At 71.6% G+C, this 13,759-nt stretch carries 11 protein-coding genes; 3 read left to right on the plus strand and 8 right to left on the minus strand.

Annotated features, from left to right (window positions below):
* Positions 1 to 59: 59 nt before the first annotated feature.
* From OHT74_RS14620 to OHT74_RS14635, 4 genes are all read right to left on the minus strand, one after another.
* The gene (locus tag OHT74_RS14620) at positions 60 to 1,376 is read right to left on the minus strand and encodes a glycosyltransferase (RefSeq protein WP_443047394.1); all 1,317 of its coding nucleotides are present in this window, start codon (positions 1,374 to 1,376) and stop codon (positions 60 to 62) included.
* A 236-nt stretch (positions 1,377 to 1,612) separates the two neighbouring features.
* Entirely contained in the window at positions 1,613 to 3,667 is a 2,055-nt protein-coding gene (locus OHT74_RS14625) for a thioredoxin domain-containing protein (RefSeq protein ID WP_328620453.1), read from the minus strand.
* A gap of 48 nt (positions 3,668 to 3,715) precedes the next feature.
* The gene (locus OHT74_RS14630) at positions 3,716 to 5,032 is read right to left on the minus strand and encodes a recombinase family protein (protein WP_328620454.1); all 1,317 of its coding nucleotides are present in this window, start codon (positions 5,030 to 5,032) and stop codon (positions 3,716 to 3,718) included.
* Between the two features lie 76 nt (positions 5,033 to 5,108).
* Positions 5,109 to 5,831, minus strand: a complete 723-nt coding sequence (locus OHT74_RS14635) for a DUF4344 domain-containing metallopeptidase (protein ID WP_328620455.1) — start codon at positions 5,829 to 5,831, stop codon at positions 5,109 to 5,111.
* 147 nt (positions 5,832 to 5,978) lie between these two features.
* Between OHT74_RS14635 and OHT74_RS14640 the strand changes: the two genes are divergently transcribed.
* Positions 5,979 to 9,242, plus strand: a complete 3,264-nt coding sequence (locus tag OHT74_RS14640; protein ID WP_328620456.1) for a tetratricopeptide repeat protein — start codon at positions 5,979 to 5,981, stop codon at positions 9,240 to 9,242.
* A 174-nt stretch (positions 9,243 to 9,416) separates the two neighbouring features.
* On the opposite strand, the gene OHT74_RS14645 is transcribed toward OHT74_RS14640, so the two are convergent.
* Together OHT74_RS14645 and mca are read right to left on the minus strand one after the other, a co-directional pair.
* A complete protein-coding gene (locus tag OHT74_RS14645; RefSeq protein WP_266664372.1) occupies positions 9,417 to 9,647 on the minus strand; it encodes a hypothetical protein in 231 nt (76 codons plus the stop codon).
* Positions 9,644 to 10,531 carry a mycothiol conjugate amidase Mca gene (mca, locus tag OHT74_RS14650; protein WP_328620457.1) on the minus strand — a complete coding sequence of 296 codons (888 nt, stop codon included), beginning with the start codon at positions 10,529 to 10,531 and terminating at the stop codon, positions 9,644 to 9,646. Before mca ends, OHT74_RS14645 begins: the two co-directional genes overlap by 4 nt.
* Before the next feature lie 121 nt (positions 10,532 to 10,652).
* On the opposite strand from mca, the gene OHT74_RS14655 reads away from it, so the two are divergent.
* Positions 10,653 to 11,078 (plus strand): DUF4307 domain-containing protein, encoded by a 426-nt coding sequence (locus tag OHT74_RS14655; RefSeq protein ID WP_266664376.1) that lies wholly within the window; start codon positions 10,653 to 10,655, stop codon positions 11,076 to 11,078.
* 136 nt (positions 11,079 to 11,214) lie between these two features.
* Positions 11,215 to 11,712 carry a transcription elongation factor GreA gene (gene greA, locus OHT74_RS14660; protein ID WP_266664378.1) on the plus strand — a complete coding sequence of 166 codons (498 nt, stop codon included), beginning with the start codon at positions 11,215 to 11,217 and terminating at the stop codon, positions 11,710 to 11,712.
* Between the two features lie 66 nt (positions 11,713 to 11,778).
* On the opposite strand, the gene OHT74_RS14665 is transcribed toward greA, so the two are convergent.
* Both OHT74_RS14665 and OHT74_RS14670 read right to left on the minus strand, forming a co-directional pair.
* Positions 11,779 to 12,636, minus strand: coding sequence for an ABC transporter permease (locus tag OHT74_RS14665; RefSeq protein WP_328620458.1), 858 nt, complete (start codon positions 12,634 to 12,636; stop codon positions 11,779 to 11,781).
* Complete coding sequence (locus tag OHT74_RS14670; protein ID WP_328620459.1) at positions 12,633 to 13,724, minus strand: ATP-binding cassette domain-containing protein; 1,092 nt, start codon at positions 13,722 to 13,724, stop codon at positions 12,633 to 12,635. The genes OHT74_RS14665 and OHT74_RS14670 overlap by 4 nt, the downstream gene beginning before the upstream one ends.
* Between the last annotated feature and the right edge of the window lie 35 nt (positions 13,725 to 13,759).

The raw sequence follows: 13,759 nt of genomic DNA on the forward strand, positions 1-13,759 counted from the left end.
GGGCCGCCGGTCCAACAGGCAGCGTGAGCCAGGAATCCCCCTCCCCGGAGGGGGAGGATTCAATGGCGGCTGTCCTCTCGCATCGCGGAGGGCACAGAGAACACAGTCGGCACCGTCGCCCCCGTCAGGTGGGCGCCGGTGTGGCTGGTCAGCTCCCACTCGTTGCGGCCGCGCTGTTCGCGCCAGACCGCACGGATCGCGGCGCCCGCCAGCATCACCTGGTAGAACGGGCCGCCGACGACGAGCTTGAGGTAGTGCACGAAGCGGACGCGCAGGCCGTACTGCCGGCCGAAGTCGTGCAGGCCGACGATCTCGAAGACGAACGTCACCATCGCCGTGATCATCGGCAGGAAGGTGATGATCGCAACGCCGACCGGCACATCGAGGAAGACCGCGACGGCGAAGTTCACCGGGATGATCACCCCGGACGCGGCCTGCATGAACGGCGTCATCAGCGTGTAGCGGGCCAGCCAGCGCTGGCCGCGGCCGGGCAGCTGCTGCCAGTCCTTCTTCCGGTAGACCTGGAGGAAGCCCTGGTTCCAGCGGGTGCGCTGTTTGAGCAGGCTCATCAGCGAGCCGGGCGTCTCCTCGCGGGTGACCATGTCGGAGTCGTACGCGACGACCACCTTCTTGCCGACCGAGGAGAGCCGTACGCCCAGGTCGCAGTCCTCGGCCAGGCAGTTCTGGTCCCAGCCGCCGGCCTCGCGCAGCACCTCGGTGCGCACGAACACGGTGTTGCCGCCGAGCGGGATGAACCCCTTCTCGGCGTGCAGGTGCAGCCGGGAGCGGAACCAGAAGAAGTACTCCAGGCAGTTGCGCAGGCTGTACCAGCTCGAGTGGAAGTTGATGAGCTGGACCCCGCCCTGGACGACGTCGGCCTCGGTGGAGCGGAAGGCGTGGTCGACGTGGGCGAGCAGCTCGGGGTGGACCTGGTCCTCGGCGTCGAAGACCCCGACGATGTCGCCCCGGCAGTGCGGGAGGGCGGTGTTGAGGGCCTTCGGCTTGTTCTTGGTCTCGTGGTGGTCGACGACGACCCGTACCCGCTCGGGCGCATGGGCGGCGGCGGCCTCGGCGACGGCAGCGGTCTCCGGGTCGTCGTGCCCGACGATGACGATGATCTCGTAGTCGGTGTGGCTCGATTCGAGCAGCCGCTCGATCGTGTGCTGCAGGACGGCCTGCTCGTGCCGGGCCGGCAGGAGCAGCGAGAAGGCCAGCCGGCCCTCGCCGTCGGGGCGGTCGAACCGCGTGGAGGCGAGCGTCTCGGGCGTGCGCCACGCGTGCATCTGCCACCACAGCGTGAAAGCGGCCATCCAGAAGAGCGCAAACGAAATCACGGATATGACAACAGAGGTGTACAAAACGTCCCCCACAGACATGCCGCGACACCCGGCGGCGATCGGCAAACCCCCCAGGGGATCAAGGCGGGCCCCCGGCCCGCCCGCCCCTGCTTCCCCCTCGGGCGCACCCCCCAGTGCGCTGTTCCGGCGACTCCCCAGCGACTCCCGAAGACACGAGACTAGGCAGCAAAAATGAAACTCAGGCGCTGCAGAGATAAAAAACGTGTTTCCGAACGTGCCTACAGGTAACCGGAATTGACGGCACTCCAGCAGATTCAGGGATGAACCGCACCCAACTGATCGGCAAGCTCGACCGGATCTGTCGTAGGCCGCGCGCAGACGAAATGTCGACACACATACGCCGTGGGAAGGTCGTGTACGAGTGTGCGCTCGGCCAGCAGGGGGAACTCGCCCCCGCTGCCGTCGGCCGCCCGCGGCAGACCGACCGCCACCACTGCCCCCGGAGCCGTCCCCAGCAACGCCGCCCGGTGCAGCCCGGCCAGAGCCGGATCCTCCGGATGCCCCACCACGGCCACCTCGCGCGGACCGTCGAGCAACGCCTCCGCCACCGCGAGTCCGTGCCCGATGAAGCGCGGCACGCGCGGACCCAGCGCGTGCACCACCCCCAGCGCCCGCTCGGCCGCCGTGCGGTGCGCCTGCGAGCCCGTGTGCGCCGCATACGAGAGAAGCGCGCCCGCCGCCGCCGTCCAGCCGGACGGGGCCGCGGTGTCCGTCGGGTCCTGGGGCCGGCGGATGAGCTGCTCGGCGTCGTGCGCGGTGTCGTAGAGGGAGCCGTCCTCGGCCGTGAACCGGTCCAGGACCAGGTCGACGAGGAACCCGGCGAACTCCAGCCAGACCCCCTCACCGGTCACGGACGCCAGCGCGAGGAAACCCTCGGCGACATCGCCGTAGTCCTCCAGCACCCCGGCGTTGGCGCCCACCCGCCCGTCCTTGCTGGTCCGGGCCAGCCGCGCCCGGCCGTCCATGTGCACCCGGACCAGCAGGTCCGCGGCCTCGGTCGCCCGCTCGACCAGATCCGGCCGGTCGAAGTACGCCCCGCACTCGGCGAGCGCCGCGATCGCCAGGCCGTTCCAGGCGGCCACGACCTTGTCGTCCCGCCCGGGAGCGGGCCGCCCGGCGCGCGCCGCGAGCAGCCGCTCCCGGATCCCGGCGATCACCCGGGCGTCCACGACGGGCCCGTCCTGCGGCAGCTGGAGCACGGACGCGCCGTGCTCGAACGTGCCCTCGTCCGTCACCCCGAAGTACGCGGCGGCCAGCGCCCCGTCGCCCTCGCCGAGCACCTCGGCCAACTGGGCGGGCGTCCAGGCGTAGTACGCACCCTCCACGTGCTTGCCGGTCAGCGGATCCTCGCTGTCCGCGTCGAGCGCGGAGGCGAAGCCGCCCTCGGCGGTGCGCAGCTCGCGCACCATGAAGTCGGCGGTCTCGAGCGCGACGCGCCGCGCGAGGTCGGACCCGGTGGCCCGCCACAGATGCGCGTAGACCCGGCACAGCAGCGCATTGTCATAGAGCATCTTCTCGAAGTGCGGCACGACCCACTCCCGGTCCACGGAGTACCGCGCGAACCCGCCCCCGAGCTGGTCGTAGATCCCGCCGCGGGCCATGGCCTCGCACGTGTCGGCGGCCATCTGCAGGGCCCCCTCGGCCCCGGTGCGGGCATGGTGGCGGAGCAGGAACTCCAGCACCATGGACGGCGGGAACTTCGGCGCCCCGCCGAATCCGCCGCGCACGGCGTCGTACTCCCGCGTCAGCCCGAGCAGCGCCTGCGCCAGCTCCTCGGGGCCGGGGGCGCCGGCCTTGCCGTAGTCCAACTGCCGCCCGGCAAGGTCCCGTACGATCCGCTGCGCGACCTCCGTCACCTCCTCGGGCCGCCCGACCCACGCGGTCCGCACGCCCTCGAGCACCTGCATGAAGGAGGGCATCCCGTGCCGGGGCTCGGGCGGGAAGTAGGTCCCGAAGTAGAAGGGCTCGGCATCGGGGGTGAGGAACACGGTCATGGGCCACCCACCCTGCCCGGTGGCAGCCTGCACGGCCTCCATGTAGACGGCATCGACGTCGGGCCGCTCCTCGCGGTCCACCTTGATGTTGACGAAGTGCTCGTTCATGTAGGCGGCGGTCAGTTCATCTTCGAAGCTTTCGAAGCTGAACTGATGGCACCAGTGACACGAGCTGTAACCGACGCTGAGCAGAACAGGCATTCCCCGTTCCCGCGCCTCCGCGAACGCCTCCGGGCACCAGGGCCACCAGTCGACGGGGTTGTCGGCGTGCTGGAGGAGGTAGGGGGAGGTCTCGTTCGCGAGGCGGTTCGGCATGAAACCAATCCTGCCGCACGCCACGCAACGCGGCCCGCAACGGGGCCATCAGGCCGCCGCGTCAGGGGCAGGCACCCGATCGGCCCATTTCCATACCGGGACCACACGCGAGTAGTCCCAAGTCGAGTTCCCCTTTCGCCCGGGCCTGATCTCCAAGCCGCTGAAGACCGAGGCGATCACCTTCCGCTTCTCCTCGAACCCCATCTCACCCGACTGCCACCGCAGCCTCATCGGCTCCGGCAGCCGGACCCGTCCGCGCCCGTCACCGGGGAAGAGCAGCCGCTCGATGGCGTCCTCAACGAGGGGGCCACTGATGGCACAGCGCCCGCAGCCGCGCCCCGCAGCCCCGTTGCAAAAGTAGTTGTACGGACTCCTCCGGCTGTGCGCGGTCTTGGTGCCGCCCATCGGCTGACCGCACGGGTCGCCGCCGGAAAGCTCCGCCCCACACCGCAGAAACCCGCTGGCGAGATACTTCGGACCGGCCTTGCGGCGGGTCAATCGTGGGCTGAGCGGGCCCCGGTGCATGTAGAGGCTGCCGGCCGAGAAGGTCGCGCACACCTTGGACCACTGCTCGGGTGTGACAATGACCTGCCATGACCCGGCCAAGGGCTTCTCCGTAGTCGGATCGATCATCAGCTCCCCGTGATTGGCGCGGAAACCGCACACCCGCGGGCTGGTGATGATCTGTGTGATCGTCTGTTGGTTGGGGCGGCCCCCGCGCGTTCCTGTGATGCCGAGCGCGGTCCACTCCCTCGCCACCTCGGCAACCGCCTTGCCTGCGATGCGGTCCTCGATCGCCTGGCGCACGAGCGCGGACTCCACCGGGTGCAGAGTCTGCCGGTCCTCGAGCCAGCCGAACGGCCTGGGCCCGCTGTGCGGCAGCCCGTCCATGGCGCGCGACCAATGCCAGTCCCGGACTCGGCGGCTGCGCAGCTGCCCCTCGGCGACCGCTCCCTGGAGGGATCCGGCCGCGTCCAGGATCCCTTCCTTGCTGTACGGATCACGCAGCCCATCCCGGTCGACGTACACCCGGCCGGGGTTGGCCGTCAGCGCCGCCATGAACCGGACGAGGTCCTCCGGCCTGCGGTAGAGCCGGTCGTCGGCGACGGCGACGACGCCCATCAGGGGTCCGGCGGTGAAGGCATGGCCCCGGTGGAGGTCTGCGAGCAAGTGGTCGAACGCCGGGCGCTCCCGGTCGTCCTTCGTGGCATTGCGCGCGTTGTCGGTGTAGGTGGCGACAACGATGCAGCCATGTTCTGCGGCAGTGCGTTCGTTGATGCGGTGCTGGTTGCGCACGCCGCACTCGTCGCCTTGCGATGAGTCCTGAGAGGTCCGCGCATAGGAGGCGACCGGAATGAGGTCCATGGCGCACTCCCCCTTCGAGAGTTCGTCTGATGCTCGCTTCAACGCACGAACCGCTGATCGGGTTACGCGATCACCCTCACCTGAGCAGCGGTGCCAGGTCGTGGGTCCAGGCGTCGCGGGCCTGGGGCCAGGTGGGGGTGCAGCCGCGGGTGCGGTCGGCCAGGTCGGGGTGGCGCTCGGGGGCCGCGCCGTGGAGCAGGCAGAGGTGGGCGGCGGCCCGGGCGGCGGGCGGTGCGTGTTCGTCGCGGCCGGCGCCGGGGTCCGGGGGTGTGCGGGCGTAGGCCTCGGCGGCGGTGCGGAGCTTGCGCTCGCCGTCCGGGCCCTCGCGGATCAGCATGAGCGCGGCGAAGCGGTCGGCGGCGTCCTCCTCGGCGCGGTCCCCGCCGGCCGGCAGGTCGAGCGCGTCGACGAGGGCGTGGCCGGCCTCGTGGTACAGCGTCTCGGTCATCACGTCGGCCACTTCCTCGTCCGTCGTGACGAGCTCCCGTTCCTCCGTCAGGTCGTCGTAGCAGAGCTCGATCCGCCGGGTGTCGGGGTCGTAGCCGGAGCCCTCCCCGGCGCAGGAGCGGGCCAGGACCGTGACCTCGTACGGGAGGTCGAGGTAGGCGTTGAGGGCATCGGCCGTCCGCTCCGGCAGTCGCCGCTCGCGCAGGAAGCGGGCGTGGGCGGCATCGGCCGCCGCCGGCTCCTCGTAGCGCGGTACGAATCCGCGCGGCGCGGCCTCGGGCCGTGCGTCGCAGCCGGCGGAGGCGAGGAGTACGGACACGCACGCTACGAGGGTCTTCCACCGTCGGCTCATCCACCCAGCCTAGAACGTACATATATGCGTGCGAGCGACCGAACTTGGACCAACTCCCTCTGATCTAGCTCAAGTTCCCTCGCGCTCGCGGCAGTCCCGGCGGACACTTGGGGCACGTTGCCGGAGCTCTCTTGAGGGGGATTGCCGATGCGGGACAGCCATCGCGGTGAGGCCGAGCGGCTGTTGGAGCGGGCCGTGGACGAGGAGGCCCAGCGGGCTGCCGGGACGGGGCAACCGGTCGACAGGGCGGCGCTGCTGGCGCGCGGCCTGGAGGCGCTGGACGCGCTCGCGGCGAGCGCCGTCGAGGAGTACGAGGCGTACGTACGGGCCCTGGACGAGGCGGCGGCCGGGGACGAGTCCCTCGGCGAGGCCTTCCGGCGCGGGAACACCTCGACGGCCCTGCTCGTGACGGCGGTTGCGGCGGCCGCGGCCGTCGGGGCCGACCTGTCGCTCGGCGTGGCGGCGGGCACCGCGCTGACCGCCGGGGCCGTCACCGGCATCGCGGGGGCGGCGGCCACGGTCGCCAAGGTGACCGCCCTGCACCTGCCCGCCGCGAACCGCCGGGCCGGGGTGCGCGGCCGCCCCGGCGGGCCGGAGCAGCTGAGGCTCCAGTGGCTGACGGCGCTGGAGGTGCGCGGGATCCGGCCGTTCCTGGAGCAGCAGCGCGCGGTGGCCGCCGCGGCGCGGGTGCCCCGGCAGCCCTCCCGGCCCGCGGCTGCGTCGCTGCGCGGGACCGACCGCAGTGCGGAGGCCCGGCGGCGCAGCGTGCTGGAGCAGTCCTTCGGTCAACTCCCGCAGTCCGGAACCCTGTTCTCGGGCCGGCGGGCGGAGCTGACGCGGATCGCGCAGTGGGTGCAGGCGGCCCGGGCCAGTACGGAGACCCGCCCGGTGGTCGTGGTGCTGCACGGGGAGCCGGGCGTGGGCCGTACGGCCTTGGCGCTGCGGGCGGCGGACGCGCTGCGGGACCAGTTCCGCGGCGCCTGCGTGGTGGACCTGCGGGGCGGCTCGCTCAGCGGGGAGGCGCCGCTGTCGATCCGGGAGGCGCTGCTGCACCTGCTGAACCGGCTGGGCGCACCGCGCGAGCAGCTGCTGTTCCGCGAGGGGTCTTCGGCGGAGCAGCAGGTACGGCGCCTGGGTGAGCTGTACCACCAGCACCTCCAGGGGCTGCCGGTGACGGTGCTGCTGGACGACGCCGTGGATGCGGCGCAGGTGCGGATGCTGGTGCCGGAGCGGTCGGAGAGCCTGGTGCTGGTGACGGCGGGGGAGCCGCTGGAACTGCCGGACCTGGCGGCGTGGGTGCATCAGCTGCCGGTGGAGCGGCTGGCGGAGCCGGAGGGCGCGGAGCTGGTGCGCGCCGGTGCGGAGGCGGCCGGCGGGGCCGCGTACGAGGAGGAGGCCGTGCGGGGGCTGTTCGCGCTCGGCGGCGGGCTCCCGCTGGCCCTGCGCGTCCTGGCCCCGCTGGGGGCGGCGCCGGAGGAAGGTCCGCCCGGTACGGACGGCCCCGCCGGTACGGACGGCCCCGCGGGCGCCGATGCGCTCGAGGGCGCCCTCGGGCTGGCCTACGTACGGCTGCCCGAGGAGCGGCGTCGGCTGCTGCGGCGGCTCACGCTGGCCGGGCGGGCCTCGCTCGGCCCGTCGGCCGCGGCGGCGCTGATCGACGCGGACCAGGCGGCGGCCGGGCGGCTGCTGCGCGAGCTGGCGCAGGCGGGCCTGCTGGACTCCGTACGCGGGGAGCGGTTCCGGATGCACGACGCGGTGCGCTCGTACGCGGCGGCGCGGCTCGCGGCGGACGAGGACCGGGCCGAGGCCTCGGCGGCGCACGGCCGGCTGATCCGGAACTACGCGCAGCTCGCGGACTCGGTGATCCGGATGGTCGACGGGAAGATGTCGACCCGGGCGAACCACTTCGGCGGGCACGGCTTCGCCTCGCTGGACGCGGCGCTGCGCTGGCTGGACGACGAGTCCAGCTTCATCACGGCCGCGCTGCGGCACTCGGAGGACGTGGACCAGCAGGCGGTGCTGGACCTGCTGGGTGCGCTGTGCGACTTCTGCCTGCTGCGCGGGGACCTGTACCGGCTCGGCGAGATCAACGAGCTGACGCAGGCGGTGGAGGCCGCCCGCCAGGGCGAGCCCGGCCAGGGGCGGATGGTCCGCTCGGTGCAGTGGCGTACGGGTATCGCGGCGCGCCAGCTCGGCGAGCTGGACAAGGCCCGCACCACGCTGACCTCGGTGGTCGACCAGTACATCGAGGCGCAGCAGGACGCGGGCGCGGGCATGGCGCTGATCTCGCTCGGCATCACGCTGCACCACCAGGGGCAGCTGCCGGAGGCCGCGGCCCGTATCCGCGAGGCGCTGGTGCTGCAGGAGCCGGACAAGCTGGCCGGCGACCGGGCGTGGGGGTTGCACGCGCTGGCGGCGGTGGAGCGGGACCGGGCGCATCTGGCGGAGGCGATGGCGCTGCTGGAGCAGTCGCTGGCCCTGCACCGGGAGAGCGAGAGCGTGCACGGCGAGGCCTGGGCGCACTTCCAGCTGGGGCAGGTGTACCTGCGGCTCGGGGACGTTCCGCGGGCGGAGGCGGAGCTGAAGCTCGCCCTCGAGCTGTACGGGCGTACGCGCGACGAGCGTGGTCAGGCCTGGGCGCTGACCCAGCTGGGCCGGGCCCGGGTGGTGGACGGGGATCCGGGGCCGGCGGTGGAGCGGCTGCGCGAGGCGCTGGCCCGGCACCGGGAGCAGGAGGACGCGCGCGGGGAGGCGTGGACGCTGTACTACCTCGGCCAGGCGCTGGAGGAGGGCGGAGAGCGCGACCAGTCGGTACGGGAGCTGGAGCGGGCCCGGACGATGTTCTCGCGGATGCGCGACGTGTACGGGCTGGCCCACGCCCGGCACCACTCGGGCCGGGTGACGCGCGACCAGCGGGCGGCGCAGACGGGGAACCTGAAGAACTCCGGGTTCGCGCGGCAGCTGCTGGTGGATGCGCGGGCGGACTTCCGGCGGATCGGGCTGGCGCACGGGGAGGCGTGGACCTGCCTGGAGCTGGCGGTGGTGGACGCGGGCAACGGCCGGGCGTCGCAGGCGCTGGGCCTGTGCGAGGAGGCGGCCCGGCTGTTCATCTCGTACGGGGACCGGCGCGGGGAGGACTGGGCCCGGTTCCTGCGCTGCACGCTGCTGCCGTACGCGCTTGCGGGTGCGGGCGTGGACGAGGCCCGGGCGGAGCTGGCGCGGCTGGCCGCGTCGCCGCATCCGATGCGGGACGGGCGTCTGGAGGACAGCCTGGACACCTATGCGGTGGTGCTGGGGCGGGGTGTGGACCCGGCGGAGGGCTGGCAGGCGTGGCGTCTCGCGCTGGTCCCGAACCTGCACTCGCGGGAGATCATGGGCGTCCCGATGCCACCGGCCCGGCCGGCCGTATGACCGCGTACCGCAGGAGCCGTACGGCCCGGTGGGCCGAAGACCGCCGACCGCGGTAGGGGGCTCCGCCCGTCGCAGGACCGCCTGGCGGCCGTACGGCCCGGCCGCAGGCACGCGCAGTCGCCGCCCCGCCCGCGCAGCGGGAGGGCGGCGGCGCACAGCCCGGAGGACGGCTCCCTACGGAGCCCGGTCCGCGGCGGGGGCGGCGGCTGCCGCGCCCGCCTCCGGGGCCTCCTCGAAGTCGACCTTGCCCATGTGGCGGCTCATCGACTTCATCAGGCCCCACACCGCGAGGGCGAGGGCCGCGAACACGATGAAGCCCAGGACTCCGGGGGTCACCTTGTTCTTGTCGAAGGTGTCACCCGCCAGCGGAAGGAGCTCGGTCAGTGCTGCCTGCGTAGCGCTCATAGCAACGCATTCTCCCGGATGCCCGCGAAGAGGTCGGACTCGGGGAGGGAAGTGTCGACGAGCGACTTCGCGAGCTCGTACTCCTCCGTGGGCCAGACCTCCTTCTGGATCTCCATCGGCACGCGGAACCAGCCGCCGTCCGGGTCGATCTGCGTGGCGTGCGCGATGAGCGCCTTGTCGCGGATCTCGAAGAACTCGGCGCACGGCACGTGCGTGGTCAGCGTCCGCTCGGTGCGCTCGAACTCCTTCCAGCGCTCCAGCCACTCCCCGTAGGGGGACTCCATGCCGCGCGAGAGCAGCGCCTCGTGCAGGGCGATGGTGCGCGGCTTGTTGAAGCCCTGGTTGTAGTAGAGCTTCTGCGGCTGGTACGCCGGGCCGAACTCGGCCTCCGGGTACTTCTCGGTGTCGGCCGCGCCCTCGAAGGCCACCATCGAGATCTTGTGGGTCATGATGTGGTCGGGGTGCGGGTAGCCGCCGTTCTCGTCGTACGTGGTGATGACCTGCGGCCGGAACTCGCGGATCTTCTTCACGAGGCGGCCGGCCGCCTCGTCCACGTCCTCCAGGGCGAAGCAGCCCTCGGGCAGCGGGGGCAGCGGGTCGCCCTCCGGGAGGCCGGAGTCGACGTAGCCCAGCCACTCCTGCTCGATGCCGAGGATCTGGCGCGCCTCGTCCATCTCCTTGGCGCGGACCTCGTGGATGTTCTCCTCGATGTATTTGTCACCCTGGAGCTTGGGGTTGAGGATCGAGCCGCGCTCGCCCCCCGTGCAGGTCACCACCAGCACGGGAACCCCCTCGGACACGTACTTGGCCATGGTGGCCGCGCCCTTGCTCGACTCATCGTCGGGGTGGGCGTGGACGGCCATCAGTCGAAGCTGCTCGGTCAAGACAGGATCCTCTTTAAGTCGTCAGGGGCATCGCCTCTTATAGTGACCGAATCGAGGGGTGGAAAAATTCCGGGGCTGCCCCTGGGATGCTGGAGTCCGGCCCTCCCGAAAGGAACGATCGATGAGTGCGGTGCGCGAGGGGCTGCCCGAGGGTCGCTACGGGCGGTCGGCGGACGAGCGTGCGGACCGGAAGCTCAAGATCGTCGGGTCGGTGCTGGGCGTCGGCCTGCTGGCCCTGGTGGGCTGGATCGGCTGGGACTACGTCGCCGGCCAGAGCGTCAGCGCCGAGGTGATCAAGTTCCAGGTGGTCTCGGACACCGAGGTGAAGGTGCACCTGGAGGTGCGCAAGGATGCCTCGGTCACCGGGGTGTGCACGCTGAGCTCCCAGAACAAGGAGCACGCCGAGGTCGGCCGCGCCGACTTCACCTTCGCGCAGAAGGACACGCGCGTGGACGAGATGCTCTCTCTGAAGACCACCGGCCGCGCGACGATGATCGAACTGGTGGGCTGCCAGGCAGCGGCGGGCACCACGCCCGCGGCAGACTGAGCTCTTTCCTGCTCACGGGCCCGATGACACACTTCATACACATGGTGTCCTCCCCCTTTTCTTCCCGAATTGTTAGGCTCGTGGTTTCGCCCGCCGCTGGCGGCTTTGAAGTCCCCTGTACCGACGAGGAGCACCCGTGACCCAGACGAGCGAGAGCGTCACCTGGCTGACCCAGGCGGCGTACGACCAGCTGAAGGCCGAGCTGGACTACCTCTCTGGTCCCGCACGCACGGAGATCGCCACCAAGATCGCAGCCGCCCGCGAGGAGGGCGACCTGCGCGAGAACGGCGGTTACCACGCGGCCAAGGAGGAGCAGGGCAAGCAGGAGCTCCGCGTCCGCCAGCTGACGCAGCTCCTCGAGAACGCCAAGGTCGGCACCGCGCCCGCCTCCGACGGCGAGGTCGCGCCCGGCACGGTCGTCACCATCGCCTTCGACGGCGACGAGGACGACACGATGTCCTTCCTGCTCGCCTCGCGCGAGTACGCGTCCGGGGACTTCGAGACCTACTCCCCGCAGTCCCCGCTGGGCACCGGTGTGATGGGCAAGAAGATCGGCGAGGAAGCCGAGTACGAGCTGCCGAACGGCAAGAAGGCCGCCGTCAAGATCCTCGACGTCAAGCCCTTCACCGGCTGATCACCCCACGACACGGGAAAGCCCCCGCCGGAGCGATCCGGCGGGGGCTTTCCCGTGTCGTGGGACCTACACGGCCGCCGAGCGGTACTTGCGGACCGAGAGGGTCCGGAAGACCGCGATGATCAGTACGGACCACAGGATCGACGCGAGCTCCGGGTGCTGCATCGGCCAGGCCGCCGGTGCCTCGTACCCCGGCGGGAAGTTGCCGAACAGCCCGCGGGCCGCCTGGACGGTCGCGCTGAAGGGGTTCCACTCGGCGATGGTCCGCAGGAAGGTCGGCATGTTGTCGGAGGGGACGAAGGCGTTCGAGATGAACGTCAGCGGGAAGAGCCAGATCAGCCCGCCCGAGGTGGCCGCCTCCGGGGTGCGCACCGACAGGCCGATCAGCGCGCCGATCCAGGAGAACGCGTACCCGAGCAGGAGCAGCAGGGCGAAGCCGCCCAGGACCTCGCCGGCGCTGGTGTGGGTGCGCCAGCCGACGAGCAGGGCGACCACGGCCAGGACGACCAGGGTGAGGGTGGTCTGGACGAGGTCGGCGAGGGTGCGGCCGGTCAGGACCGCGCCGCGGGCCATGGGCAGCGAGCGGAAGCGGTCGATCAGGCCCTTGTGCATGTCGTCCGCGATGCCCGCGCCCGCGCCGGCCGTGGCGAAGGTGACGGTCTGGGCGAAGATGCCGGCCATCAGGAACTCGCGGTAGGCAGCGGGCGAGGTGTTGCCGTCGACGCTGATCGAGCCGCCGAAGACGTAGCTGAACAGCACGACGAACATGACCGGCTGGATGACCCCGAAAATTATCATTTCGGGAATCCTGGACATACGGATCAGATTCCGCTTGGCGATGACCAGGGAGTCGTTGACGCCCTGGACGATGCCGCCGCGCGGGCGCGGTGCCGCGAGCTGCCGGGTCGGGGAGGTGGTGGTCACTTCGCCGCCTCCTTCGATGCCGGTGCCGGTGCCGAGGCCGACTCCGGTGCCGGTGCCGAGGCCGGCACCGACGCCGATGCCGATGCCTTGTGGCCGCGGCGTCCCTTGGCGTCCGCCGGGGCGCCCTCGCCGTTCTCCTCGTCGGCCAGGGCGGCCGCGTGGCCGGTGAGGGATATGAACACGTCGTCGAGCGTGGGCCGGCGCAGGCCGATGTCGTCGATCTCGATGTCGCGGGAGTCCAGCTCGCGGATGACCTCGGCGAGCAGCTTGGCGCCGCCGGTGACCGGGACGGTCAGCTTGCGGGTGTGCTCCTCGACGGTGGTCTCGCCCTTGCCGAAGCCGGCGAGCACCGTACGGGCGTCGGGGATGTGGTCGCGCTCGTGGACGACGACCTCGACCCGTTCGCCGCCGGTCCGGGCCTTGAGCTGGTCGGAGGTGCCGCGGGCGATGACCTTGCCCTGGTCGACCACGCAGATGTCGTGCGCGAGGTGGTCGGCCTCCTCCAGGTACTGGGTGGTGAGCAGCAGGGTGGTGCCGCCGGCGACCAGTTCCTGGATGATCCCCCACAGTTGCTGGCGGTTGCGGGGGTCGAGTCCGGTGGTCGGCTCGTCCATGAACATGACGGGCGGGCTGACGACGAGGGCGGCCGCGAGGTCGAGGCGCCTGCGCATGCCGCCGGAGTACGTCTTGGCCGTGCGGTCGGCGGCGTCGACGAGGTTGAAGCGTTCGAGGAGTTCGGCGGCCCGGGCCTTCGCCGCCTTGCCGCTCATCTGGTAGAGCCGGCCGACCATCTGGAGGTTCTCCCGGCCGGTCAGGTACTCGTCGACGGCGGCGAACTGGCCGGACAGGCCGATGGCGCGGCGGACTTCGTTGGGGTGCTTGAGGACGTCGATCCCGGCGACGACGGCCTTGCCGCTGTCGGGCTGGAGGAGGGTGGTCAGGACGCGCACGGCCGTGGTCTTGCCGGCGCCGTTGGGGCCGAGCAGGCCCAGCACGGTGCCTTCGGGGACATCGAGGTCCACGCCGTCCAGTGCCCGTACCTCACCGAAGGTCTTGACCAGGCCTTCGGCATAGATGGCGCCTGGCATTTGGGTTCTCCCAGTGTGCATCGGGCCAGCAGAAT

The organism is Streptomyces sp. NBC_00354 (assembly GCF_036106915.1).
Classification (GTDB): domain Bacteria; phylum Actinomycetota; class Actinomycetes; order Streptomycetales; family Streptomycetaceae; genus Streptomyces.